Below are 23,188 nucleotides of genomic sequence, written 5' to 3' on the forward strand. Positions count from 1 at the left end.
ATGCTGCTCACGATCGACGTCGGCAACACGCACACGGTGCTGGGGCTGTTCGAGGGCGAGGACGTCATCGAGCACTGGAGGCTGGCCACCGACGCCCGCCGCACCGCCGACGAGATCGCCGTCGTGCTCCAGGGGCTGCTGGCCCAGTCACCCTTGCTCAAGGGCGCCGACATCAGCGGCATCGCCATCTGCTCGACCGTGCCCAGCGTGCTCAACGAGATGCGGGAGATGTGCCGCCGCTACTACGGCGACGTCACCGCCGTGATCGTGGAGCCCGGCGTGCGCACGGGCGTGCCGGTGCGCATGGACAACCCCAAAGAGGTGGGCAGCGACCGCATCGTGAACGCCCTGGCCGCCATCGACCAGTACGGCGGCCCGTGCATCATCGTCGACTTCGGCACCGCCACCTCCTTCGACGCGGTGTCGGCCAAGGGCGAGTACGTCGGGGCGGTCACCGCTCCCGGCATCGAGATCTCGGTCGACGCCCTGGCCGCCGCCGGCGCCCAGCTGCACAAGGTCGAGCTGGTCAGGCCGCGCTCGGTGATCGCCAAGAACACGGTCGAGGCGTTGCAGGCCGGCATCATCTACGGCTTCGCCGGCCAGGTCGACGGCATCGTCGAGCGCATGGCCGCCGAGCTGGCCGACGACCCCGACGAGGTGACCGTCGTGGCGACCGGCGGCCACGCGGCGCTGGTGGTCGGCGAGTCGCGCTCGATAGACGTGCACGAGCCGTGGCTGACCCTCATCGGCTTGCGCCTGATTTATCACCGCAATACCGCTTAGAACGTGACAAGCGGCCCCCGCTCGGGAAGGGGGCCGCCTGTCGGTCGTGGTGTCGCCGGCGAGGGGTCACTCGTTCTCGGCGCTGTAGAGCTCGCTCCAGGGGCCGCACTTGGTGGCGAAGGTGCCCTGCTCGGGAACCTGGCAGACCTTGGCCCGCAGGGTGAAGACGTCGTTCTCCTCGAAGTGGAACTTCTTGTAGCCGGGGAAGCCGCAGTACTTCCTGGTGTAGACCGTGGACCAGTCGCCGTCGGAGTCCTCGGCCTGGAACTTCACGTACGCGCACTTGCCGCCCTCGTCGTAGTCGCGGTTGTCCAGGTCGTACAGCCGGCCGGTGACGTGGACCTCGTTGGAGTCCTCCTCGTCCCACTCGACGCTGACGTGACCCTGGGCCTTGGCCAGGTGGTACTTGGCGTACACCGGGCCCCAGTAGTCGGAGTAGTCGTCGAAGTCGGCGGTGGTGGCGCTGGCGGCCGAAGGAAGCGACAGGGCCACGGCGCTGGTGGCGGCGATGGCGAGGATGCCCGTCGCGATCTTCTTCATCATGATCTCTCCCGGAGCCCCCCCTCGGGCCGGCTCCTTGCCGGCTCCCCTCGGAGCTCGTGAGTCATTGGTACAAAAGGGTCCTTGCAGCCCCCCTGCAGGGAACCGTCACGAGCGCTTGCAGTTCGCCGTATCCCCTACGCTTTGTTGTTGTGAGCGAGGAACTTCCAGAGCAGATGCGCATCCGGAGGGAAAAGCTCGACCGCCTCCGCAGCGAGGGCGTCGACCCTTACCCGGTGAACTTCCCACGCACGGCGACCAACGCCGAGGTCAGGGAGAAACACCAGGGCCTGGAGCCCGACACCGCCACCGGTGAGACGGTCGGGGTCGCGGGCCGCGTCATGCTCAACCGCGTGGGCGGCAAGCTCTGCTTCGCCACGCTCCGCGACGGCGGCGCCGACCTGCAGGTCATGATCTCGCTCGACAAGGTCGGCGAGGAGTCGCTGGCCGCCTGGAAGCGCGACGTCGACCTGGGCGACCACGTCGGCGTGACCGGCGAGGTCATCACCTCGCGCCGCGGCGAGTTGTCGATCCTCGCCGACAGCTGGCAGATCACCGCCAAGTGCCTGCGGCCGCTGCCGGAGAAGCACGTCGGCCTCACCGACCCCGAGGCGCGGGTGCGCCAGCGCTACGTCGACCTCATCGTCAACGACGAGGCCAGGAAGATGGCGCGGGTGCGCAGCGCGACCGTGCGCGCGGTGCGCGACTTCTGGCACGAGGAGGGCTACCTCGAGGTCGAGACCCCGATGTTGCAGCCCATCCACGGCGGCGCGACGGCCCGGCCGTTCAAGACCCACATCAACGCCTACGACATGGAGCTCTACCTTCGCATCGCGATCGAGCTCTACCTCAAGCGGCTGGTGGTCGGCGGCGTCGAGAAGGTCTTCGAGATCAACCGCAACTTCCGCAACGAGGGCGCCGACTCCACGCACAACCCCGAGTTCACCATGCTCGAGGCCTACGGCACCTACCTCGACTACAACGACATCGCCGACCTGACGCAGCGCATGTACCAGAAGGCCGTCGTGGCCGCCCTGGACACCACCGTGGTCGTGCACGACGGCGTCGAGATCGACCTCGGCCTGGAGAAGTGGCCGCGGGTCCGGCTCTACGACCTGGTGTCCGACGCCGTGGGCGAGGAGATCACCACCGAGACCACCCTTGAGCAGCTGCGGAAGATCGCCGACCGCCGTGAGGTCCACTGGGACGCCAAGTGGGGGTCGGGCAAGCTCGTCCAGGAGCTGTTCGAGGCGCTGGTCGAGCACACGCTCGTGCAGCCGACGTTCGTCATGGACTATCCGCTGGAGACCTCGCCGCTGGCCCGCCTCCACCGCGACAACCCGCTGCTGACCGAGAAGTGGGACCTCATCGGGTTCGGCACCGAGCTCGGCACCGGCTACTCCGAGCTCAACGACCCGATCGACCAGCGTCACCGCCTGGTCGAGCAGTCGCTGCTGGCCGCGGGCGGCGACCTTGAGGCGATGCAGCTCGACGAGGACTTCCTGCAGGCCCTCGAGTACGCGATGCCGCCCACGGGTGGCATGGGCGCCGGAATCGACCGCATGATCATGGCCTTCACCGGCAAGAACATCCGCGAGACCATCCTGTTCCCGCTGGTCAAGCCCACCCACTGAGCCGCCGTCCGGCGCCCCGCGCAGGCGTGGGGCGCCGGACCCAGCGGTCAGGGCACCAGCACCAGCCGTCCGCGCAGGCCGCCCTCGGCCAGGCGGACATGGGCGTCGGCGGCCTTCTCCAGCGGGTACGTCCCGGCCACCCGCAGCGTCAGCCGTCCGGCCTCGACCAGGCGCACCAGCTCCGCGAGCTGCCGGGCGTCCGAGCGGAACAGCACGGTGGCCACGTCCGTGCCGCGCAGCGGCACCGGCGCGACCCCCGACGCGAGCGCCACGAACGCTCCGCCGTCCCGTACGGCGTCGAGCGCGGGCAGGCCCAGCACGGCCGCGTCCACGACGGCGTCCACACCACCGGGCACCCGCGCCCGTACGGCCTCGGCCAGGTCCTCCTCGCGGGGGACGAACCATTCCGCCCCGAAGCCGCGTACCAGCTCCTCGTCCGCGGCGCCGGCGGCGGCCACCACCCTGACGCCGCGCACGGCGGCCAGCTCCACCAGGTAGCCTCCGACGGCCCCCGCCGCCCCCGTGACCAGCAGCGTGCCGCCCGGCCCGACGCCGGTCCGGTCGAGCGCCTGCCAGGCGGTGAGCCCGTTCAGCGGCAGCGTGGCCGCGTGGACGGGGCTCACGCCGCGCGGGGCGCGGGCCACCGCCGGGGCGTCCAGCACGACGTACTCGGCCTGCGCCTTGTACGGCAGCTCCAGCCGCGCGCAGAGCCCCACGACCTCCTCTCCCACGCTGAAGGAGGCCCCCGGGCCCACCTGGTCGACGGTCCCCGCGGCGTCGAAGCCGATCCCGTACGAGTCCAGCTTCCTGGCCAGCCCGTACGAGGCCAGGGCCCCGGACGCCACGGCCAGGTCGAAGGGGTTGACCCCGGCCGCGGCCACCTTGACCCGCACCTGGCCGGGCCCCGCCGTCGGCAGCGGCGCGGACACCAGCCGGGGAGCGCCGGAGCCGCCGATGAGTGCACGCATGTTCGTCATGCCGACGACCCTAGGAAGAGTTACTCTCTTTCAGTAAGTAGGCACCTGGAAGTGCGTAACACACGGCGAGGAGTGAGACGATGGCGACCACGACGGCGGCGCAGCGGCGTGACCAGGCGAGACTGGCCTTCGACGCCTACTTCGCCGAATGCCCTTCACGCAAGCTGCTCGACCGGCTCAGCGACAAATGGGTCACGCTGGTGCTCAGCGCGCTGGCCGGCGGCGAGCGTCGCTACAGCGACCTGGCCAGGCACATCGCGGGGGTCAGCCAGAAGATGCTCACCCAGACGCTGCGCGGCCTGGAGCGCGACGGCCTGGTGGCGCGCCGCGTCACGCCGCAGGTGCCGGTGCGCGTCGACTACGCGCTCACCCCGCTGGGCGAGAGCCTGATGCCGCTGGTCATCGCCATCAAGGCGTGGGCCGAGGAGCACATCGAGGACGTCGAGGCCGCCAGGGAACGCTACGACGCTACCGCCTGAGCCGCACCGGCAGCCGGGCCAGCCCGCGCAGCACCACGTTCTCCTTGTACGGCGGCTCCGGATCGGCGGCCTCCATCTTCGGCGCCGCCGCGGCCAGCGCCGACAGCGCGATCTCGCCCTCCATCCTGGCCAGCGTCGCCCCCAGGCAGAAGTGCAGGCCGAGCCCGAAGGCCAGATGCCGGCCGGGCTCGCGGCCGGGGTCGAACCGGTCCGGATCGGCGAACGCGGCCGGGTCGCGGTTGGCCGCGCCGATCGGCACGAGCACGCCGGTGCCCGCGGGCACCGGCGTGCCGCCCAGTTCCCGGTCCTCCAGCGCGATCCTGGAGGTGAGCTGGACCGGCGGATCGAAGCGCAGCACCTCCTCGACCACCTCCCTCGGCCGCTCGGCGGCGCGGTGCAGCAGGCCGTGCCGCAGCAGGTTCAGCACGCCGTTCGCGATGAGGTTGACGGTGGTCTCGTGGCCGGCCACGAGCAGCAGCACGCAGGTCGCCAGCAACTCGGCCTCGGTGAGCTCCTCGACGTGGGCGAGGGCGCTCAGGAGGTCCTCCCCGGGATGCTCGCGCCGCCGCGCGATCAGGCGGCGGAAGTAGTCGCGGAACTCGTTCCTGGAACGCTCTGTTTCCGACATGAGGGCGTCTGTCAGCATCGGGTCAAGTCCGCGGGCAAGGGCCTCGCTCCACCCGCGGAAGCGGTCGTGGTCCTCCGGCGGCACCCCGAGCATCTCGCTGATCACCATCACCGGCAGCGGGTACGCGAAGCCGGAAATCAGCTCCGCCTCCTCCGGCAGCCGTCCGATCAGGTCGGCGGTGATCGCCTCGATCCGCGGCCTGAGGCGGGCCACCATGCGCGGCGTGAACGCGCGGCTGACCAGAGCACGCAACCGGGTGTGATCGGGCGGGTCCATGAGCAGGAACGACCTGCCGGGCTGACCTGCCTCTTCCTGCGCGGGCGGGGACGTTCCGTGACCGAACCCGGGGTCGCGCAGCACGGCCGCGCACAACTCGTACGTGGTCACGACGAGCAGCCCGCCGCGCGTTCTGAAGATCGGCCCGGCGGCTCGCAGCTCGCGATATCGGACGTACGGATCGCGCACAAATTGCGGATCCGAGGGATCAAAACCCAGCACGTCGGTGGCGCTCATCGGAGGTGGAACCGGGCCGCCGAATTGATCGTTTGGACCGTTCATAGCTGATCACGGCGTGCCGACATATGCGGAGTACGTCACATATAAGTGATCATGTCAATAGCACTGGTCAAGGGCGCCGATTGTCGCGCTTGACGACCTTTCCGCGATGCGTTTACCTTCACCGAGACGAGCGGCTTTGCTTCGCCTGAAAGGTCCGAGTTCTGCTGTTGGGGGGAGGGCTCCCGGTGGATGTGCTCACAGAAGGCGTTGAGCTGAGCCACGCGGATTTGGCGTTACTGGCCGAACTGGCCAGGGGGGTGACCGTCGATCGGGTCGGCAGGCGGCTGGACATCAGCGGACGGACCGTACGGCGCAGGCTGAGGGGCATCTGCGACCGCATCGGCGTGGCCACGGCGATCGAGGCCGTGGCATGGGCGGCGCGCCGCCAGCTCATCTAGCGGCGCTCATCTGGCGGCGCTGGGCGAAGTGGCGCTGGATGAAGTGGGGCTGGGCGGTGTGGCGCTGGGGCGGTGTGGGGCGCCGGTCAGTCCGCGATGCGCACGCCGCCGGCGAACGGCCGCCCGCCGATCGGGGCGACCCGCACGACGTCACCCGTGCGCGGGGCGTGGACCATCATGCCGCCGCCGATGTAGATGCCGACGTGGTGCAGGTCGCTGTAGAAGAACACCAGGTCGCCGGGGCGCAGCTGGTCACGGCTGACGTGCGTGCCGGCCGTCCACTGGTCGCCGGTGTAGTGGGGGAGCGAGATGCCCACACGCTGGTAGGCGGCCATCACCAGGCCGGAGCAGTCGTAGGAGCGCGGCCCTTCGGCGCCCCACACGTACGGCTTGAGCTGCTGGGTGAGGGCCCACTTGACGGCCTGGGCCGCCTTGCCGTCGCCGATGACCGGCAGGTTGACGCGTACGGCCCGGGTGCCGGGACGGCCGGCCTCGCCCATGGCCCGCCGGTAGAGGTTGCTCTCCACCTTGGTGACCAGCTTGGTGATCTTCGAGCGCTTGGCCTCCAGATCGGTGACGATCTTCTGGACCTCGGCGATGCGGGTCTTCGCGCCGGCCCTGGCCCGCTCGGCGGCCTCCATGGCCTTGGCGAGCTGGTTGACCTCCTCGCCCTGCTGCTGTTCGAGCGCGTACGTGGTCGCGGCCCGGTCGAGGAAGGTCTCGGGGTCGCCGGACTGGGCGAAGGCCAGGGCCTTGTCCAGGCCGCCGGTGATGTAGGCGTTCTGGGCGAGCAGCGAGGCCCTGGCGCGCCTGGCGGCCAGGTCGGACTCGCTGGTGGCCAGGATCTTCTGGGCGGAGTCGTTGGCCTTCTGCGCGGCCTTCAGCCGTTCGCGCTGCTCGTTGTACTGCTCGGCCAGCGTCTCGATCTCTTCGTGCAGCTTCTCCACCTGGTCGGAGAGCTCGGAGAGCGACGGCTTCGGGTCGGCGGCGGCGGAACCGACGGGGACGGCGAACAGCATCGCGGCGACGGTGACGCCGATGACGCCGAGGCGGCGTGCGCGCCTGGCCTGTTCCTGGGGGCGGGCGTGCCTGCCCCCCGTCTTCCCCGAGCGGTCGAGCGTCCGCTTCACCAACCGAGCTCCTCTCATCGACGCCGGCCGGGTTAGCTGACGGGTTCGGGCCGGAGCAGCCCTACCGAGATGGTCGGATTCACCCCAAGTGGCGGCGCTGGCTGCTCGCCGCCGTTGGTTCCCCGGCTTCCCTTGCGGGAATTGGGCGTGTCTTTCCGCGCGCATTACGCGGAGAACATCGTCGCTGGACACTAATGCACTCCGGGTTCACGCTCAACCGGAACTGCCGAGTCTGTAGAGGTTTCACAACTGAAGGGTCACAAGGTGATCTCGTGGGTAGCCGTACGGAAGCGGGCTTCTGCACCTTTTGTCCAGCATTCGGGGCGCTGAGGTCTGGAGGAAAGCTCCAAGTCGGCTCGTGTTCGCTCGACCACGGGATGTGATGAGATGCCCGAGACGTGGGATTTAGGGCCGAGCCGTAATGAGATCTGTACCCTGGAGAGCCATGGAGCAGGTGGCCGAAGTGGCAGTCCCCGAGACCGCGGTCGTGGTCAGGCGTGCCCGCACGCCCGACGTGCGTGCGATCAGGCGTCTCGTGGACACCTACGCGGGCGCGGGTCCGCGGCTCCTGGAGAAGGCCACGGTCACGCTGTACGAGGACGTCCAGGAGTTCTGGGTGGCCGAGCGGGACGGGGAGGTCGTCGGCTGCGGCGCGCTCCACGTGCTGTGGGAGGACCTCGCCGAGGTCCGTACGGTGGCCGTCGATCCCGCGTGCCGGGGGCTGGGCGTGGGGCGGCGGATCGTCTCGGCACTCGTCCGGCAGGCGAAGGATCTGGGGCTGCGGCGTGTATTCTGTCTGACTTTTGAGGTCGACTTCTTCGCGAGGCACGGTTTCCGCCCCATCCAGGGCACCCCGGTCTCACCCGAGGTCTACGCCGAGTTGCTGGCCTCGTACGACGAGGGTGTGGCGGAGTTCCTTGATCTGGAACACGTCAAACCGAACACCCTTGGCAACACCCGCATGCTGCTGCATCTGACATCGGGTGACGCGGACCTTGACCACTTGGAAAGGTGATTGTTGATACCTATGTCGATACGTTGGGCAGCACAGGCATGTGTCCTGACACGTGCCACATGCGCACTCGAAGCGAGGTGACACGGTGAGCACCGGACAGCCGCCGTACCCACAGGACGATTCCGGCGAGAACCCCGAGTACGGGCAGCACCACGGCCGTCGGCCCGGTGAGCCCGACCCGGACGTGACTGTGGTCGGCTACCGGGCGGACGATGCCTTCGGCCAGCCCCCATATGGTCAGCAGCAGCAACAGGGCTATGGCCAGCAACAGCAGTACGGCCAGCAACAGCAGCAGTACGGCCAGCAGCAGGGCTACGGCCAGCAGCCCCAGTACGGCCAGCAGCCCCAGTACGGCCAGCAGCCCGCCTCGGGCCAGCAGGGTTACGGCCAGCAGCCGCAGTCCTCCGGCCAGCAGTACACCCAGCCGGGCTACGGCCAGGAGGCCCAGTACGGCCAGCAGGCCGGCTCGGGCCAGCAGGGTTACGGCCAGCAGCCGCAGTCCTCCGGCCAGCAGTACACGCAGCCCGGCTACGGCCAGGACGCCCAGTACGGCCAGCAGGGCTACGGCCAGCAGCCCGCCTCGGGCCAGCAGTACGCCCAGCCCGGCTACGGCCAGCAGGCCGCGCCGGGTCAGCAGGGTTACGGCCAGGACGCCCAGTACGGCCAGCAGGGCTACGGCCAGCAGGCCGCCGCGGGGCAGCAGGGCTACGGCCAGCAACCCCAGTACGGTCAGCAGCCGCAGTCCCAGCCCGACTACGGTCAGCAGCAGGGCTACGGCCAGGACGCCCAGTACGGCCAGCAGGCCGCCTCGGGCCAGCAGGGCTACGGCCAGCAGCCGCAGTCCTCCGGCCAGCAGTACGCCCAGCCCGGCTACGGCCAGCAGGCCGCGTCGGGCCAGCAGGGTTACGGCCAGGAGGCCCAGTACGGCCAGCAGGGCTACGGCCAGCAGTCGCAACCCGACTACGGCCAGCAGCAGGGCTACGGCCAGGACGCCCAGTACGGCCAGCAGGGCGGCTACGCCCAGCAGCAGTACGGCGACCAGCAACAGGGTTACGGCCAGCAGTACGGCGACCAGCAGCAGTACGGCCAGGCATACGGCCAGCAGCAGCAGTCGCAGCCCTACGGCCAGCCCGGCTACGGCCAGCCCTACGGTCAGCCCGTCGGCGTGCAGCCCCCGGGCGCGCCGGCTCCTCTGGCGGAGTGGTGGCAGCGTCTGGTCGCGAGGATCATCGACGGTGTCATCCTCGGCATCGTGAACTTCGTGGTCAGCCTGATCCTGGGCCTGTTCGCGATCGGTTACGACTCGGCGACCGGCTCGACCTCGGGCATCCTGTCGGGATTCGTCATCGGCATCCTGTCGGCGATCGTCACGACCGCCGTCTGGGTCTGCTACGAGTTCTTCCTGACGAAGATGAACGGCCAGACGGTCGGCAAGATGGTCATGGGGATCAAGGTCGTGCCGGTGGGCCAGGCCCTTCCTCCGGGCGGGCTCACGTCCGACCTGGCGATCAAGCGCGCCGGCGTCACCTGGGGCGGCTACATCCTGAGCGTCATCCCGTTCCTCGGCCCGCTGCTCGCCTGGGCGTGCGTCGCGGTCAACGGCGCCTCGCAGCTGTGGGACAAGCCGCTGCAGCAGACGTTCGCGGACAAGTTCGCGGGCACGGTGGTCGTGAAGATCAAGTAATCCCGCGTCAGCGTAAAACAGGGGCCGGCTTCCCGCCGGCCTCTGTTTTGTGTGTGCGGGGCGTACCAAAATGGGGGGTACGACCGCCGACCGCGTGAGGTGGGATATGGCCGGGACACCGTCGTGGCCGGGCGCCGTGCCCGCGGAATGGTGGGAACGCCTCGCCGCCCGCTTCATTGAGGCGCTGGTCTTCGGGGTCTTCTATTACATTCTGTTCATCGCGCTGTGGGGCGTCTTCCGGACTGTCGGGACGGTGGAGGCGTTCGACGGGCGGCTGCCCGGGCTCTTGGCCTGGTTCCTGGCCGGCCTGTGTTATGCGGCCTATGACTGGCGGGCCCATTGCCTGCACCGGCGGACCTTCGGCCAGGCGATCATGAGGATTCGCCTGGCACCGGACGACCTTCCGCGTGGCGCCCTGCTGAAACGGGCCCTGGTCTATCCCGGGCCTGTCATGCTGATGGGCATTCCGGTGGTCAATCTGCTGGCCGGAATGCTGCTGTTCGGCGTCGGGTTGCTCATCCTGATCGACAAGCCGTTGGAGCGCGGGCCGCATGACAGGCTGGCCGGAACGCGGGTGGTAAAAGATCTTCGTTGAGGCATCCGCACCTGGGAAGATGCCTTTTCGCAAAATTTTCCCTTGATCCGGTAAGGAGCCTGGAGAGACTGGCATTAGGCTATGGGACGTCCGGGTTGCCGGATGTCGGTGCCCCTGCTCCCTGAGGGCGACTGTGTGTGGCTATGGTCGGTTCCGGGTGAGTTGTCACCTAGGCGTCATGAGCGTCCGGCGTGCTCCCGCAGGTCCCGCAGGTCGCGCCGGGATGCGTATTTAGCGCCCCCGAAACCCTGCTAGCCCTGGAGGCGAGGACGAATGGAAGCCGTTACAGACGTATTGTCAGCGCTCATCCCCCCGGTCGTGGTCGGCGGCGCCTTCATCTTTGGCGCGGTGAAGTTGCTGCGATCGGAGGTCGCCGGGCGACGGGCAAACCACCAGGATCAGGCCGAGAACCAGAACTGATCTGCCAGTCAGCCGAATCCCCGTAGCGCTGAATTGTCTCCGCGCCTTTCCGGGTATATGTTTGGGCGAGCGAATGAAACAATGCTCCGGGAAAGGATTGCGTAGATGGCCAAGCAGATCCAGGAGATTCTCATCGATGACCTCGATGGGGGCGAGGCCAATGAGACGGTCAGCTTCGCTATTGACGGCTCCTCCTATGAGATTGACCTCAGCGACGTTAACGCCAAGAAGCTGAGGGACGCACTCACGCCTTTCGTGCAGCACGCCCGCAGGGCAGGAGCCGTGTCGGCCCGTCGCCGTGGTCGCGGCGGCAACCGCGCCATGAGCCGCGAGAAGAGCTCGGAGATCCGGCAGTGGGCCAAGGCCCACGGCCTGCCGGTCAGCGAGCGCGGCAGGATCGCCTCCACCGTCGTGGAGAAGTACGAAGCGGCTCACTGAGCCTCGTCAAGAGAGCCATCTCCTGACCATGCGCTTATGCCGTTCGCCTAGGACCCCGGCGAGCGCCATAAGCGCATGATCGTTTTTGTGGGAAGTGCGTGAATCCCCCGACCACTTGTTGATCTTCTAATCCGCCCAAATGTGGGCGTATTGCTCACCTGTGGCGCCGGACAAGGCGTCGCGTGTGAGTGGAACGTGCCGGGCTTGGCGGCCTGCGTCCGGGCCAATTCCCGGGCCGCCGGGCTCGCTGTCCGTCTTCGTCGCCCGCGGCGGGAACGCGCCAATGCCGTCACCCGCCGCAATGTTCACCTTCCCGGCTCCTGCGGCGTATGCGCAAAGCGGTGACGCTCCGCCACACATTCGGGCAGCGGGTCCCTTCCCGAGCGCCGCCGCAGGCCCTCTTCCGTCACCGGGCACTTCCGCCTTCTTACGGTCTTGTGCGGGGTTCTCGGGGCTTGTCGGGGCTTGTTCGAGCCTCTCTTCGGGCCCGTCTTCGAGCCTCTCTTCGGGCCCGTCTTCGGGCTTCTCTTCCGCGCCCGTCTTCGGGCTTCTCGGCGGGCCGGCCGCGGACGACCGGCAAAACGCGGGCGTGCGGCTGGTGGGACACGATGGAAAACCGGTGGCCTCTCCCGTGTGCCGCACATTGTCCCGTCGCACGACCCTCCTGCGCACCGCGATCGGTAACCCGGCTGACCCGATGGGGAATAGGCGCGGGGCGCGTTGCGTGGCGAGTTGTGCTCAGGGCGTAGCGCCCGCGCTTGGACGCGGTTTGGAGCAGCACATACGATGATTACGTAACAGATACGGGCGCGGGCATCGGAGATGCGTGGCCGGCGGGCACCCCAGGGCCGGCTTCGCCCCGGCGTCCGACGGCCGATCCGTGTTGGTCCGCCCTGGGCCGCGGGCGTCGAATTCCAGGCGCTTCCGGGAAGCGCCTAAACATCGTTCGCTTGCGGCGTATCGGGAACACGTCACCCCCGAACAGTAGTTGGATAGAGGGTGAACGCCCTGCTCTCGGGGAACGTCTCTGCTATAGAGCGTGTCAGCGGCAGTGGGCACGGTTCGCCGAGCCAGGGCTAGCATGCGGGATGACGGGACCGGATTTACCGGCCTGACTGACCGCTCTGTGAGGAGCGACGAGATGTTCGAGAGGTTCACCGACCGAGCGAGGCGTGTTGTCGTCTTGGCCCAAGAAGAGGCCAGGATGCTCAACCACAACTACATCGGCACTGAGCACATTCTTCTTGGTTTGATCCATGAAGGTGAGGGCGTAGCCGCCAAGGCTCTGGAGAGCCTCGGCATCAGCCTTGAGGGTGTGCGTCAGCAGGTCGAGGAGATCATCGGCCAGGGCCAGTCGGCTCCGTCGGGGCACATTCCGTTCACCCCGCGGGCCAAGAAGGTCCTCGAGCTGTCGCTCCGTGAGGCTTTGCAGCTGGGTCACAACTACATCGGCACCGAGCACATCCTGCTCGGGCTCATCCGCGAGGGTGAGGGTGTGGCCGCCCAGGTGCTGGTCAAGCTTGGAGCTGATCTCAACCGTGTCCGGCAGCAGGTCATCCAGTTGCTCCACGGTTACCAGGGCAAGGAGCCGGCCGCCGCGGGCGGTCCCCAGGAGTCGGCGCCGTCCACGTCCCTGGTGCTCGACCAGTTCGGCCGCAACCTGACCCAGGCGGCCCGCGAGGGCAAGCTCGACCCGGTCATCGGCCGTGAGAAGGAGATCGAGCGGGTCATGCAGGTCCTCTCCCGGAGGACCAAGAACAACCCGGTGCTGATCGGCGAGCCCGGCGTCGGCAAGACCGCCGTCGTCGAGGGCCTGTCGCAGAAGATCGTCAGGGGCGAGGTGCCCGAGACGCTGAAGGACAAGCAGCTCTACACGCTTGACCTCGGCGCCCTGGTCGCCGGCTCGCGCTACCGCGGTGACTTCGAAGAGCGCCTGAAGAAGGTGCTCAAGGAGATCCGCACGCGCGGCGACATCATCCTGTTCATCGACGAGCTGCACACGCTCGTCGGCGCGGGCGCCGCCGAGGGCGCGATCGACGCCGCCAGCATCCTCAAGCCGATGCTGGCCCGCGGCGAGCTGCAGACGATCGGCGCCACCACCCTCGACGAGTACCGCAAGTACCTCGAGAAGGACGCCGCGCTGGAGCGCCGCTTCCAGCCGATCCAGGTGGCCGAGCCCTCTCTCAGCCACACGATCGAGATCCTCAAGGGTCTGCGCGACCGCTACGAGGCCCACCACCGCGTCTCCATCACCGACGACGCCCTGGTGGCCGCCGCGCAGCTGGCCGACCGCTACATCAGCGACCGCTACCTGCCCGACAAGGCGATCGACCTCATCGACGAGGCCGGTTCCCGGATGCGCATCCGCCGGATGACCGCTCCGCCGGACCTGCGCGAGTACGACGAGAAGATCGCCAACGTCCGCCGCGACAAGGAGTCCGCGATCGACGCGCAGGACTTCGAGAAGGCCGCTGCGCTCCGCGACCAGGAGAAGCAGCTCCAGCTCAAGCGCGAGCGGCGGGAGAAGGAGTGGAAGGCCGGCGACATGGACGTCGTGGCCGAGGTCACCCAGGAGCTCATCGCCGAGGTCCTGGCGACCGCCACCGGCATCCCGGTCTTCAAGCTGACCGAGGAGGAGTCCCAGCGCCTGCTCCGCATGGAGGACGAGCTCCACAAGCGGATCATCGGCCAGGACGACGCCATCAAGGGCCTGTCGCGGTCCATCCGGCGTACCCGCGCCGGTCTGAAGGACCCGCGCCGTCCCGGTGGCTCGTTCATCTTCGCCGGCCCGTCCGGTGTCGGTAAGACCGAGCTGTCCAAGGCTCTGGCGGAGTTCCTCTTCGGCGACGAAGACGCTCTGATCAGCCTGGACATGTCGGAGTTCATGGAGAAGCACACCGTCTCCCGGCTGTTCGGCTCGCCTCCCGGCTACGTCGGCTACGAGGAGGGCGGCCAGCTCACCGAGAAGGTGCGGCGCAAGCCGTTCTCCGTGGTCCTGTTCGACGAGATCGAGAAGGCCCACCCCGACATCTTCAACTCGCTGCTGCAGATCCTGGAAGACGGTCGCCTGACCGACGCCCAGGGCCGCGTGGTCGACTTCAAGAACACGGTCATCATCATGACCACCAACCTCGGCACCCGGGACATCTCCAAGGGCATCGGGGTCGGGTTCGCGAAGTCCAACGACACCGAGTCCAACTACGAGCGGATGAAGGCGAAGGTCCAGGAGGAGCTCAAGCAGCACTTCCGGCCCGAGTTCCTCAACCGTGTCGACGACATCGTGGTCTTCCACCAGCTGACGCCGAACGAGATCATCAAGATCGTGGATCTGATGCTCGCCCAGGTCGACGCCAGGCTGAAGGACCGCGACATGGGTCTCGAGGTCTCGCCGGAGGCCAAGCAGCTGCTCGCCGACCGCGGTTACGACCCGGTCATGGGTGCCCGGCCGCTGCGCCGTACGATCCAGCGCGAGCTGGAGGACTCCCTGTCCGAGAAGATCCTCTATGGCGAGCTCCGTCCGGGGCAGGTCGTGAAGGTGACGATCGAGGGCGAAGGCGACAACGCCAAGTTCGTCTTCAAGGGCGAGTCCGCCACGGCGGTCCCGGACTCGGCCGCGGCGATCGCCGCGCCGATCCAGCACTGACGGACCAGTCACCGAAAACCCCCGCCCCGGCGGGGGTTTTCGCATTCCCGACCCCAACCCGGCCCCCGGCTTCCGACCCTTCGCCCCCGGCCCCCAGCTTCTGGCCCCCGGCCCCCGGCCCTCGCCCCCCGGTCCTCGGACGCCCAACGCGGCGACGACTCGCCGCAGGGGTAAACGAGAGCCCAGGCCCCCTTGTTCGGCGACCAGGAGAGCCCCAGAGCCGCAATACGCCCGGCGCAACGGCAACCGGCCTCATGCTGCCCTCGACCCACGGCCCCCGTCTCCGGGTCTCCGGTCCCGGTCTCCGGCCCCATCCCTGGTCCCCGGCCCCCGACCCCGGTCTCCGTTCTCCGGCCCGGGTCTCCGGTCCTTGGTTCGCGGTCTGGTCCTCGGGCTCGGGCTCTTGCCCTGGGCGCTGAGGAGGGCGGTGGGGCTCTTGTTTGCCTGTCTGGGGCGAGCCGTCGCCGTTGGGGGCGGGAGGTGGGGTGGGTTGTTGCTTAATTGTTGGATGGGTGGGTACACCGCCACCGGTAGTAGTACTACACTGCGTAGAGCATCGCCAAGTCTCATCCAAGTGATCCGCAAGAGCGTGTTCCTAGAGTCGGGGCTGCTCCCTGGGGAGTAGTGAGTAATCAACTCAGGGCGGACGCGTGCGCCACCCGGAAGCAGGCATGCTCACACCGGGTTCGCGCGTCTGAGGCGGGCGACGGGAACACTCAAGCAAGCCGTGGAGGAACCGATGCGCCTGCGTCACAACGACGGAACGCTCGTTCACCTCGCCTACAACGCAGGCATCCACCCTGCCGAGGACCTGGAGAACCTGATCGCGCACCTGACCCGCTACGCGGTGCCGGTGCGCAAGAGGCTGGGTGTGGAGCGAATGGGCATCGGGCTGTGGTTGTCGCCCGGCGTCGCCGACCACCTCACGGCCGACCGCATCGAGCTCGTACGGCTGCGCCGCTCCCTGGAGGAGCGCGGCCTGGAGGTCGTCAGCCTCAACGGCACCGGCGGGCGCAACCAGGAGGCCCCCGGGCCCGACTGGGCCAAGCCCGAGCGTTACCGCTACACCATGGCGCTGGCCAAGATCCTGGCCTTCCTGCTGCCTGACGACGTACGGTTCGGCAGCATCTCGACGATCCCGATCGGCTGGCGCCGCGACTGGCCCGCCGACCTGCACGCCATCGCCACGCGCCGCCTGGAGCGGCTGGCCCGCGAGCTGCGCGGCATCTACAGCGTGACCGGGAAGACGATCAGGGTCGGCTTCGAGCCGTGGCCGGGGTGCGTCCTGGAGACGACCGAGCAGGCGCTGGAGCGGGTGGGCGGCATTGACTCCGAGCACCTGGGCGTGTGCCTGGACGCCTGTCACCTCGCCTGCGGGGCCGAGGAGCCCGGCGCGGCGCTGAAGGGCCTGGCGGAGGCCGGCGCGCCCGTCGTCAAGCTGGGGCACGTGCACAACCACACGGGCGAGACGCTGAGCACCGGCGCGGTGCTGCACGACACGCTGACCGCGATGTTGTCGGGCGCGGTCAGCGGGAGCGCGCACATCGAGGTCGAGACGCACAACCTGTTCGTGCCGGGCCGCGCGAAGGGGCCGGGCGCGCTGGTGTCGCTGCTGGCCGAGGAGCTGGCCTGGGCCCGTACGAACCTGACCAGCCTCGGCCTGCAGTTGGCCGCCTGATCGAGAGGCCGGGGCCGGTCGCGCCCGCGCACCGGTTCCGGCTCGGCTGAGCCAATCAGAGGCCGGCGAACCAGCCTGGCGTGTCCAGCCGCCACATGTTCGCCGGCGTCATCCTGCGCAGGTCCGACTCCAGGGCCCGCAGGCGGTCCTCGCCCAGCTCCGCGGCCCATCGGGCGCGCAGGTCGTCGAAGATGCGGGCCGAGCGGTCGAGCGCGTCGACGCCGCGGGGCGTGAGGCGGACGATCTTGCGCCGGGTGTCGAAGTCGTCCCTGGTGCGCTCGACGTAGCCGGCGCGTTCGAGGGTCTCGATCGTCTTGCCCGCGGCCTGCTTCGACACGCCCAGGGTACGGCCCAGGTCGACGGCGGTCGTGCCGCGTGTGCCGATCGCCTGCATGACGAACCCGTGGTTCGGACGGAGGTCCGGATGGCCCTGGCGGGCCAGCTCGGCGTGCAGCTCGTCGATGAGCGTGCGGAAGGCCAGCAGAAGTCGTAGAGGCAGTTCGAAGCCTGGGGTGTCGCTTGACAAGATAGACAACCTGGTTAACTATATGGACAACGTAGTTGCCTATCTTAAGGGGTTCGAGCGTGTCTGTCATTCGTGACGCGGATTCCCGGCGTTCCGAGACCCCCTCCGGGGTCATGACCACTTTCGCCTCGCCGACGCAGGGCGGGGCCTCCCGCTCGTTCTGGCGGGTCGACGCGAAGCCGGGCGCACAGGGCCCCCGGCACGACTTCGACAGCGAGCAGGTGTGGAGCTGGCTCTCCGGCGGGGCCACCGTCGAGCTGGGCGACGAGCGGTTCGAGGTCGGGCCGGGCGACACCGTCGTCATGCCCGCCCACGTGGTGCGCAGGGTGCTGGCCGACGCGGAGGCCGGATACGCGGCCGTCGTCACCGCGGCCGCGGGCGCCAGGGCCATCAGCGCCGAGGGCGCCGACCTCGGCACCCCGCCGTGGATCGCCTGATCACCACCGAGGACGCGCGGCGCGCAGCCGTGCCCACCGCAGAGAAGGAGTTCGTCTGATGCCTGTCGTGATGTCCGCCGACGCCCGTCAAGTCCGTACGCCCAACGGCCTGATGACCACGCTCGCCTCGCCCACCCAGGGCAGGGCCGGGCAGGTCATGTGGCGGGTGGACGCCAACCCCGGCATGGAGGGTCCGGTGCACGCCGCCGACCGCGAGCTGGTGTGGACCTGGCTGGCCGGCGGCGCGGTCGTCGAGCTGGGCGGCGAGCGGTTCGAGGTCGGGCCGGGCGACACCATGGTCCTGCCGGCCGACGTGAGCCGGCAGATGTTCGCCGACCCCGAGCACGGGTTCGTCTCGATCGTGGTCGCGCCGCCGGGAGTGGAGGTCTACAACCCCAGCGGCGAGTCCGCGCCCGACGCCTGCGACCTGGCGCCGAAGGGCACGGACCGCACCGTGCCCCCGTGGATGGCCTAGCGGGCGCTCAGGAGTGCGGCAGCCGGTACGTGCCGTCGTCGAGCACCTCGGCCAGGCCGTCGGCGACCAGGCCGTCGAGGGCGCGTTCGCGCTGGGTCGAGTCGTCCCACACCACGTCGAGGGCCGCTTTCGGGACCGGGCCGTGCGCCGCGCGGAGCACCGCGAGCAGGCGGCCGCGGCACTGGCGGTCGGTGCCGGCGTACGTCTGGCCCTTGCGGGCGGGACCGGTGTGGGGTGGTTTGCCGGCCAGCCGCCACGCGCACAGGTCGGCGATCGGGCAGTCGGCGCAGCGCGGGGCGCGGGCCGTGCAGACGAGCGCGCCCAGCTCCATCACGGCCACGCCCCAGCGGGCCGCGCCCAGCTCGGGCAGCAGCGACTCGGCCAGCCGCCGCTCGGCCGCCGAGGTGGCCGTGGGCGGGTACTCCTCGGCCCGTACGGCCCGCGCGAACACCCGCCGCACGTTGGTGTCCAGGACGGCGTGCCGGCCGCCGTACGCGAAGCTGGCGACCGCGGCGGCGGTGTACTCCCCGATGCCGGGCAGGGCCAGCAGCGTCGCGTGGTCGGCGGGCACCTCGCCGCCGTGCTCGTCGGCGATGGCGCGGGCGCAGGCGTGCAGGCGCAGCGCCCGGCGCGGATAACCGAGCCGGCCCCAATGCCGGACGGCCTCGCCCGGCGGCTCGGCGGCCAGCGACTTGGGCGTGGGCCAGCGGGCCATCCACTCCAGCCACACCGGCAGGACGCGGACGACCGGGGTCTGCTGCAGCATGATCTCGCTGACCAGCACTCCCCACGGGGTCGCGTCGTCGGCGCGCCAGGGGAGGTCTCGGGCGTTGTCCTCGTACCACTCCAGAACGGGGGCGTGCAGGAGGTTCGGCTCAACCACGCGGTCAAGCGTATTCGTAGACGGGCTTGTTCGGCGTGTCGTCACTGTTGGTAGCCGATCAATTACCATGCTGTGCCTATGGATCCGGATTCGATGGGTGGCGACGGCGGTGACGTCTACTGGCGGCGTCGCATGAGCGTGCTGGTGGCCGTGCTCGTCGTGGTGGCCGTGGTGGCGTGGGCGTGCTCCAGTGGCGGCTCCGGGCCGGAACGCTCGTCCAGCGCGCAGAGCTCGCCGAGCGCGACGCCGGCCACCGATCCGCTGCTCGCGGGCCTGCGCACGCTCGCCATGGGGACGGCCAGCCCGTCGCCCACCCCCGCGCCCAAGGAGAGCCCGTCCGCCAAGCCGAGGCGGCCGGGGGAGCCGTGCCCGCAGGACAGCCTGGTGCTGAGCCTCCAGGGCGGCAAGGAGCCGATCTACACCGGCGCGTCGCGTCCGACCTTCATCGTCACGCTGGTCAACACCGGGCCGGTGATGTGCACGGCCGACGTCGGGCCGCGGGCCATGGAGATCCGCATCACCTCGGGCGCCGACCGCATCTGGTCCACCGCCGACTGCGTCAGCGGGGTGGGCACCGAGGTCAGGGAGCTGCAGCGCGGGATCCCGTACGTGCGCACCCTGGAGTGGGACCGGCGCCGGTCGAGCACCGACTGCCGGGCGACCCCGGCCGCCGCCCTGCCCGGCACGTACGTGGCCACCGCCCGCATGGGCGCGCTGCGCAGCGGCAAGGGCGTCTTCCACCTGCGGTGAGCGGCCCGGCCTCAGACGTAACGTTCGAGGATCGACGACTCCGCCAGGCGGGACAGGCCCTCGCGGACGCTGCGGGCGCGCGACTCCCCGACGCCGCCCACCTCCTGGAGGTCGTCGATGCTGGCGGCCAGCAGCTTCTGCAGGCCGCCGAAGTGGTTGACCAGGCGGTCGACCACCGTGGCGGGCAGCCGGGGCACCTTGGCCAGCAGCCGGAAGCCGCGCGGGCTCACCGGGCTGTCGAGCCGCTCGGCGCCGCCGTGGCCCAGCACGTGCGCCACGGCCGACAGGTCGAGCAGCTCGGCTCCGGACAGGTGGTCGAGGTCGTGCAGGGCCTCGGCCAGGCGCTTCTGGCGGCGGCTCGCGGGGGCCGGCAGGTAGTCGCGCACGACCAGCTCGCGTTCGGAGTCGACGCCCGCCACCAGCTCGTCGAGCTGCAACGACAGCAGCCGCCCGTCGGTGCCGAGCTCGACCACGTAGCCCTTGATCTCGTCGGAGATGCGCCGGACCATCTCCAGGCGCTGGGCCACCGCCGACACGTCGCGCACGGTGACGAGGTCTTCGATCTCCAGCGCCGACAGCGTGCCGGAGACCTCGTCGAGCCGGTGCTTGTAGCGCTCAAGGGTGGCCAGGGCCTGGTTGGCCTTGGACAGGATGGCCGCGGACTCCTCCAGCACGTAGCGGATGCCGTCGAGGTAAAGGGCGATGATCCGCATGGACTTGCTGATCGCGATGATGGGCAGGCCCGTCTGCCTGGCCACGCGCTGGGCGGTGCGGTGGCGGGTGCCCGACTCGTCGGTGGGGATCGCGGGGTCGGGGACGAGGTGCACGGCCGCGCGCACGATCTTCTGGTCGTTGCTCACCACGATCGCGCCGTCCATCTTGGCGAGCTCGCGCAGGCGGGTGGCCGAGAACTCGACGTCGAGCTCGAAGCCGCCGCTGCAGACCTCTTCGACGGTCCTGTTGTGGCCGAGCACGATCAGGCCGCCGGTCTGCCCGCGCAGGATGCGCTCCAGGCCGTCGCGCAGCGGAGTGCCCGGCGCCACGGCGGCCAAAGCGTCGCGACGGCGGTCGTCAAGACTCCTGTCCACCTGACCCCCGTGTCGATTGGTCACGCCCAGCTTAGCCGTGCTATGTGACGTGCGTGAGTGCGTCCCAGACGTTCTCGGCCTGGACGACCTCGAACCCGGGGGCGAACGCCACGGGCCCGACGGGCACCAGAGCCCGCTGCCCGTTGCGCTTCCCGCCGCCCGTCTCCAGGGATCCGGCGGGCACGAGCGCCCGCTTGAAGCCCAGCCTGGACGCCTCCGTCAGCCGCCTGCGCACGTCTTTGACCGGGCGCAACTCGCCCGCCAGGCCCACCTCGCCGAGCGCCACCAGACCGGGCGGCAGCGGCTTGTCGCCGGCGGCGCTCGCGACGGCGAGCATGACCGCCAGGTCGACGGCCGGATCGGCCAGCTTGATGCCGCCCACGGTGGCGGTGAACACGTCGCAGCCGCCGAGCCGGGCGTTGAGCCGGCGCTCCAGCACGGCGAGGATCATCTGGACGCGGTAGGTGTCGAGCCCCGAGGACGTGCGCCGCGGCTGCTGGGCCTCGGTGCGGGCCACCAGCGCCTGCACCTCGGCGGGCAGCGGACGGGTGCCCTCGACGGTGACCGTGACGCAGGTGCCGGCGACCGGCTCGCTGCGCCGGGAGACGAACAGCCCGCTCGGGTCGGTGATGCCCTCGATGCCGCGCTCGTGCAGGTCGAAGCAGCCGACCTCGTCGGTGGGGCCGAACCTGTTCTTGATCGCGCGGACCATGCGCAGCCGGGAGTGGCGGTCGCCCTCGAAGTTGAGCACGACGTCGACCAGGTGTTCGAGGGTGCGGGGGCCGGCGATCGAGCCCTCTTTGGTGACGTGACCCACGAGGACCGTGGCGAGGTTGCGCTCCTTGGCCATGCGCACCAGGTTGGCGGCCACCTCGCGCACCTGGGTCACGCCGCCCGGCACGCCGGTGGCCTGGGCCGAGCCGACCGTCTGGACCGAGTCGACCACCAGCAGGCTGGGCTCGACCTTGTCGACGTGGGTGATCAGCGCCGACAGCTCGGTCTCGGCGGCGAGGTAGAGGTTGTCCTGGATGGCGCCGATGCGGTCGGCCCGCAGGCGCACCTGGGCCGCCGACTCCTCGCCCGTCACGTAGAGGACGGTGGTGCGCTCGGCGATGCGGGCCGCGGCCTCCAGCAGCAGCGTGGACTTGCCGATGCCGGGCTCGCCGGCCAGCAGCACCACCGCGCCGGGCACCAGGCCGCCGCCGAGCACCCGGTCGAGCTCGCTCACCCCGGTGGTGCGGGCCGCGGCCACCTCGGCCTTGACCTGGCCGATGGGCAGCGCGGGCCCGGTGGTGGCGCCGCCCTGGACGACGTTGACCCCGGCGCGCGCGCCCTCCTCGTCGACAGTGCCCCACGCCTGGCACTCGCCGCACCTGCCGACCCACTTGCTGGTGCGCCAGCCGCACTCGGCACAGCGGTAACCGGGCTTCTGCGCTGTCTTGGCCATGTCGAGCAGGCTAGCGGCCCGTGCCGACAATCCTCGACTACCGCGTGAGGCCCAGTTCCTGCACCAGCAGGCGCTTGGGCCGCGCGCCGACGATCTGCCTGACGGGCTCGCCGTTCTCGAACAGCAGCAGCGTGGGCAGGCCCATCACGCCGTAGCGGGACATGATCTCGGGGTTCTCGTCGGTGTTGAGCTTGCCGATGGCCAGGCCGTGCTCGGCCTCGATCTCGTCGAGGACGGGGGCCACCATGCGGCACGGCGGGCACCACTCGGCCCAGAAGTCGACCAGCACCGGCTTGTCGCTCTTGAGTACCTGCTCCTCGAAGTTGTCGGTGGTCAACGTGATCATTTGTCTCCCCTTACGAAGCAGCCGGGACACGACTGGGCGAGCTGGGCGGCGACCTCGGCGCGGCGGGCGAGCAGCACCCGGATCTCCTCGTCGATCTGCATGATCTTGCGCTGGTAGACCTCGACGGACTCCTGGCAGGAACCGCCCGAGCTGTGGCCCGAGCGCAGGCAGTCGACGAAGGGACGGGTGTCCTCCAGCGTGAAGCCGACCGAGAGCAGCGACCGGATCTCGGCCACCAGCCTGACGTCCTCCTCGGCGTACTCGCGGTAGCCGTTGGGTCCGCGTCTGGCCGAGAGCAGGCCGTGCTCCTCGTAGTAGCGGAGTGAACGGGTGCTCACCCCGGTGCGTTCCGCCAGCTCCCCGATGCGCATGCCACCACGGTAAACGTTGACACCGACGTCAATGTCAAGCCGCGAGGGAGTGCCGGTGCCTGGAGGAGCGGCGGGAGCGCAGCGACCAGAGCGGGGGAAGGCGGCGGCGTTTGGCGACCGAGCCGCCGAACGGAGTGAGGCCATGAGATGCGCGAGGGAGTGCCGGCGTCTGGAGGAGCGGCGGGAGCGCAGCGACCAGAGCGGGGGAAGGCGGCGGCGTTTGGCGACCGAGCCGCCGAACGCAGTGAGGCCATGAGATGCGCGT

At 69.7% G+C, this 23,188-nt stretch carries 23 protein-coding genes and 1 riboswitch; of the genes, 13 read left to right on the plus strand and 10 right to left on the minus strand.

Going from position 1 to position 23,188, the window contains the following annotated elements:
* Positions 1-783 carry a type III pantothenate kinase gene (locus AB0J76_RS05515; protein WP_352318636.1) on the plus strand — a complete coding sequence of 261 codons (783 nt, stop codon included), beginning with the start codon at positions 1-3 and terminating at the stop codon, positions 781-783.
* Positions 784-849: 66 nt separating this feature from the next.
* On the opposite strand, the gene AB0J76_RS05520 is transcribed toward AB0J76_RS05515, so the two are convergent.
* Positions 850-1,326: a hypothetical protein gene (locus AB0J76_RS05520; RefSeq protein WP_352318638.1), complete on the minus strand. Its 477-nt coding sequence runs from the start codon at positions 1,324-1,326 to the stop codon at positions 850-852.
* 149 nt (positions 1,327-1,475) lie between these two features.
* On the opposite strand from AB0J76_RS05520, the gene lysX reads away from it, so the two are divergent.
* Complete coding sequence (lysX, locus tag AB0J76_RS05525) at positions 1,476-2,957, plus strand: bifunctional lysylphosphatidylglycerol synthetase/lysine--tRNA ligase LysX (protein WP_352318640.1); 1,482 nt, start codon at positions 1,476-1,478, stop codon at positions 2,955-2,957.
* 47 nt (positions 2,958-3,004) lie between these two features.
* On the opposite strand, the gene AB0J76_RS05530 is transcribed toward lysX, so the two are convergent.
* Positions 3,005-3,934, minus strand: a complete 930-nt coding sequence (locus AB0J76_RS05530; RefSeq protein WP_352318642.1) for an NADP-dependent oxidoreductase — start codon at positions 3,932-3,934, stop codon at positions 3,005-3,007.
* 80 nt (positions 3,935-4,014) lie between these two features.
* Between AB0J76_RS05530 and AB0J76_RS05535 the strand changes: the two genes are divergently transcribed.
* Positions 4,015-4,413, plus strand: a complete 399-nt coding sequence (locus AB0J76_RS05535) for a helix-turn-helix domain-containing protein (RefSeq protein WP_352318644.1) — start codon at positions 4,015-4,017, stop codon at positions 4,411-4,413.
* Here AB0J76_RS05535 and AB0J76_RS05540 read toward each other — a convergent pair.
* Positions 4,403-5,506: a cytochrome P450 gene (locus tag AB0J76_RS05540; protein WP_364388858.1), complete on the minus strand. Its 1,104-nt coding sequence runs from the start codon at positions 5,504-5,506 to the stop codon at positions 4,403-4,405. The two genes, AB0J76_RS05535 and AB0J76_RS05540, sit on opposite strands and share 11 nt — an antisense overlap.
* A gap of 278 nt (positions 5,507-5,784) precedes the next feature.
* On the opposite strand from AB0J76_RS05540, the gene AB0J76_RS05545 reads away from it, so the two are divergent.
* Positions 5,785-5,997, plus strand: a complete 213-nt coding sequence (locus tag AB0J76_RS05545; protein WP_132597751.1) for a LuxR C-terminal-related transcriptional regulator — start codon at positions 5,785-5,787, stop codon at positions 5,995-5,997.
* A gap of 86 nt (positions 5,998-6,083) precedes the next feature.
* Here the strand turns inward: AB0J76_RS05545 and AB0J76_RS05550 are convergent, their stop codons facing one another.
* Positions 6,084-7,127, minus strand: a complete 1,044-nt coding sequence (locus AB0J76_RS05550) for an NlpC/P60 family protein (RefSeq protein WP_352325866.1) — start codon at positions 7,125-7,127, stop codon at positions 6,084-6,086.
* Positions 7,128-7,133: 6 nt separating this feature from the next.
* Positions 7,134-7,285, minus strand: a riboswitch (cyclic di-AMP (ydaO/yuaA leader).
* A 287-nt stretch (positions 7,286-7,572) separates the two neighbouring features.
* On the opposite strand from AB0J76_RS05550, the gene AB0J76_RS05555 reads away from it, so the two are divergent.
* The 6 genes from AB0J76_RS05555 to AB0J76_RS05580 all read left to right on the plus strand — a co-directional run bounded on the left by AB0J76_RS05555 (position 7,573) and on the right by AB0J76_RS05580 (position 16,600).
* On the plus strand, positions 7,573-8,142 hold the full coding sequence (locus AB0J76_RS05555; RefSeq protein WP_352325867.1) for an amino-acid N-acetyltransferase: 570 nt from the start codon (positions 7,573-7,575) through the stop codon (positions 8,140-8,142).
* Positions 8,143-8,227: 85 nt separating this feature from the next.
* The gene (locus AB0J76_RS05560; RefSeq protein ID WP_352325868.1) at positions 8,228-9,826 is read left to right on the plus strand and encodes an RDD family protein; all 1,599 of its coding nucleotides are present in this window, start codon (positions 8,228-8,230) and stop codon (positions 9,824-9,826) included.
* A gap of 106 nt (positions 9,827-9,932) precedes the next feature.
* A complete protein-coding gene (locus AB0J76_RS05565) occupies positions 9,933-10,421 on the plus strand; it encodes an RDD family protein (protein ID WP_352325870.1) in 489 nt (162 codons plus the stop codon).
* Positions 10,422-10,946: 525 nt separating this feature from the next.
* Positions 10,947-11,279, plus strand: coding sequence for an Lsr2 family protein (locus AB0J76_RS05570; protein ID WP_125641669.1), 333 nt, complete (start codon positions 10,947-10,949; stop codon positions 11,277-11,279).
* A 1,141-nt stretch (positions 11,280-12,420) separates the two neighbouring features.
* Positions 12,421-14,922: an ATP-dependent Clp protease ATP-binding subunit gene (locus AB0J76_RS05575; RefSeq protein WP_352325871.1), complete on the plus strand. Its 2,502-nt coding sequence runs from the start codon at positions 12,421-12,423 to the stop codon at positions 14,920-14,922.
* Between the two features lie 739 nt (positions 14,923-15,661).
* Positions 15,662-16,600 (plus strand): TIM barrel protein, encoded by a 939-nt coding sequence (locus AB0J76_RS05580; protein ID WP_352325872.1) that lies wholly within the window; start codon positions 15,662-15,664, stop codon positions 16,598-16,600.
* A 55-nt stretch (positions 16,601-16,655) separates the two neighbouring features.
* Here the strand turns inward: AB0J76_RS05580 and AB0J76_RS05585 are convergent, their stop codons facing one another.
* Positions 16,656-17,126: a MarR family winged helix-turn-helix transcriptional regulator gene (locus AB0J76_RS05585; RefSeq protein ID WP_352325873.1), complete on the minus strand. Its 471-nt coding sequence runs from the start codon at positions 17,124-17,126 to the stop codon at positions 16,656-16,658.
* Positions 17,127-17,239: 113 nt separating this feature from the next.
* Here AB0J76_RS05585 and AB0J76_RS05590 point away from each other — a divergent pair, with 113 nt between their 5' ends.
* The gene (locus AB0J76_RS05590) at positions 17,240-17,563 is read left to right on the plus strand and encodes a cupin domain-containing protein (RefSeq protein ID WP_352325874.1); all 324 of its coding nucleotides are present in this window, start codon (positions 17,240-17,242) and stop codon (positions 17,561-17,563) included.
* 58 nt (positions 17,564-17,621) lie between these two features.
* The gene (locus AB0J76_RS05595) at positions 17,622-18,038 is read left to right on the plus strand and encodes a cupin (RefSeq protein ID WP_352325875.1); all 417 of its coding nucleotides are present in this window, start codon (positions 17,622-17,624) and stop codon (positions 18,036-18,038) included.
* 7 nt (positions 18,039-18,045) lie between these two features.
* Here AB0J76_RS05595 and AB0J76_RS05600 read toward each other — a convergent pair whose 3' ends face one another.
* Positions 18,046-18,921 carry an A/G-specific adenine glycosylase gene (locus AB0J76_RS05600; protein ID WP_352325876.1) on the minus strand — a complete coding sequence of 292 codons (876 nt, stop codon included), beginning with the start codon at positions 18,919-18,921 and terminating at the stop codon, positions 18,046-18,048.
* A gap of 78 nt (positions 18,922-18,999) precedes the next feature.
* Here AB0J76_RS05600 and AB0J76_RS05605 point away from each other — a divergent pair, with 78 nt between their 5' ends.
* Positions 19,000-19,671: a hypothetical protein gene (locus AB0J76_RS05605; protein WP_352325878.1), complete on the plus strand. Its 672-nt coding sequence runs from the start codon at positions 19,000-19,002 to the stop codon at positions 19,669-19,671.
* 11 nt (positions 19,672-19,682) lie between these two features.
* On the opposite strand, the gene disA is transcribed toward AB0J76_RS05605, so the two are convergent.
* From disA to AB0J76_RS05625, 4 genes are read right to left on the minus strand one after another with little or no spacing between them, the layout of a single operon-like run.
* On the minus strand, positions 19,683-20,759 hold the full coding sequence (gene disA, locus AB0J76_RS05610; protein ID WP_352325879.1) for a DNA integrity scanning diadenylate cyclase DisA: 1,077 nt from the start codon (positions 20,757-20,759) through the stop codon (positions 19,683-19,685).
* 40 nt (positions 20,760-20,799) lie between these two features.
* Complete coding sequence (radA, locus tag AB0J76_RS05615) at positions 20,800-22,206, minus strand: DNA repair protein RadA (protein WP_352325881.1); 1,407 nt, start codon at positions 22,204-22,206, stop codon at positions 20,800-20,802.
* 37 nt (positions 22,207-22,243) lie between these two features.
* A complete protein-coding gene (gene trxA, locus AB0J76_RS05620) occupies positions 22,244-22,552 on the minus strand; it encodes a thioredoxin (RefSeq protein WP_352325882.1) in 309 nt (102 codons plus the stop codon).
* A complete protein-coding gene (locus tag AB0J76_RS05625; protein WP_352325883.1) occupies positions 22,549-22,923 on the minus strand; it encodes a MerR family transcriptional regulator in 375 nt (124 codons plus the stop codon). Before AB0J76_RS05625 ends, trxA begins: the two co-directional genes overlap by 4 nt.
* Positions 22,924-23,188: the final 265 nt, after the last annotated feature.

The organism is Nonomuraea sp. NPDC049624 (genome assembly GCF_040675255.1).
GTDB lineage: Bacteria > Actinomycetota > Actinomycetes > Streptosporangiales > Streptosporangiaceae > Nonomuraea.

Bases quoted from the DNA above. Each gene is read 5' to 3' on its own strand.
- AB0J76_RS05515 (WP_352318636.1), top strand. From the start codon at position 1: ATGCTGCTCACGATCGACGTCGGCAACACGCACACGGTGCTGGGGCTG.
- AB0J76_RS05520 (WP_352318638.1), bottom strand. From the start codon at position 1,326: ATGATGAAGAAGATCGCGACGGGCATCCTCGCCATCGCCGCCACCAGC.
- AB0J76_RS05530 (WP_352318642.1), bottom strand. From the start codon at position 3,934: ATGACGAACATGCGTGCACTCATCGGCGGCTCCGGCGCTCCCCGGCTG.
- AB0J76_RS05535 (WP_352318644.1), top strand. From the start codon at position 4,015: ATGGCGACCACGACGGCGGCGCAGCGGCGTGACCAGGCGAGACTGGCC.
- AB0J76_RS05555 (WP_352325867.1), top strand. From the start codon at position 7,573: ATGGAGCAGGTGGCCGAAGTGGCAGTCCCCGAGACCGCGGTCGTGGTC.
- AB0J76_RS05565 (WP_352325870.1), top strand. From the start codon at position 9,933: ATGGCCGGGACACCGTCGTGGCCGGGCGCCGTGCCCGCGGAATGGTGG.
- AB0J76_RS05570 (WP_125641669.1), top strand. From the start codon at position 10,947: ATGGCCAAGCAGATCCAGGAGATTCTCATCGATGACCTCGATGGGGGC.
- AB0J76_RS05575 (WP_352325871.1), top strand. From the start codon at position 12,421: ATGTTCGAGAGGTTCACCGACCGAGCGAGGCGTGTTGTCGTCTTGGCC.
- AB0J76_RS05580 (WP_352325872.1), top strand. From the start codon at position 15,662: ATGCGCCTGCGTCACAACGACGGAACGCTCGTTCACCTCGCCTACAAC.
- AB0J76_RS05590 (WP_352325874.1), top strand. From the start codon at position 17,240: ATGACCACTTTCGCCTCGCCGACGCAGGGCGGGGCCTCCCGCTCGTTC.
- AB0J76_RS05595 (WP_352325875.1), top strand. From the start codon at position 17,622: ATGCCTGTCGTGATGTCCGCCGACGCCCGTCAAGTCCGTACGCCCAAC.
- AB0J76_RS05605 (WP_352325878.1), top strand. From the start codon at position 19,000: ATGGATCCGGATTCGATGGGTGGCGACGGCGGTGACGTCTACTGGCGG.
- radA (WP_352325881.1), bottom strand. From the start codon at position 22,206: ATGGCCAAGACAGCGCAGAAGCCCGGTTACCGCTGTGCCGAGTGCGGC.
- trxA (WP_352325882.1), bottom strand. From the start codon at position 22,552: ATGATCACGTTGACCACCGACAACTTCGAGGAGCAGGTACTCAAGAGC.
- AB0J76_RS05625 (WP_352325883.1), bottom strand. From the start codon at position 22,923: ATGCGCATCGGGGAGCTGGCGGAACGCACCGGGGTGAGCACCCGTTCA.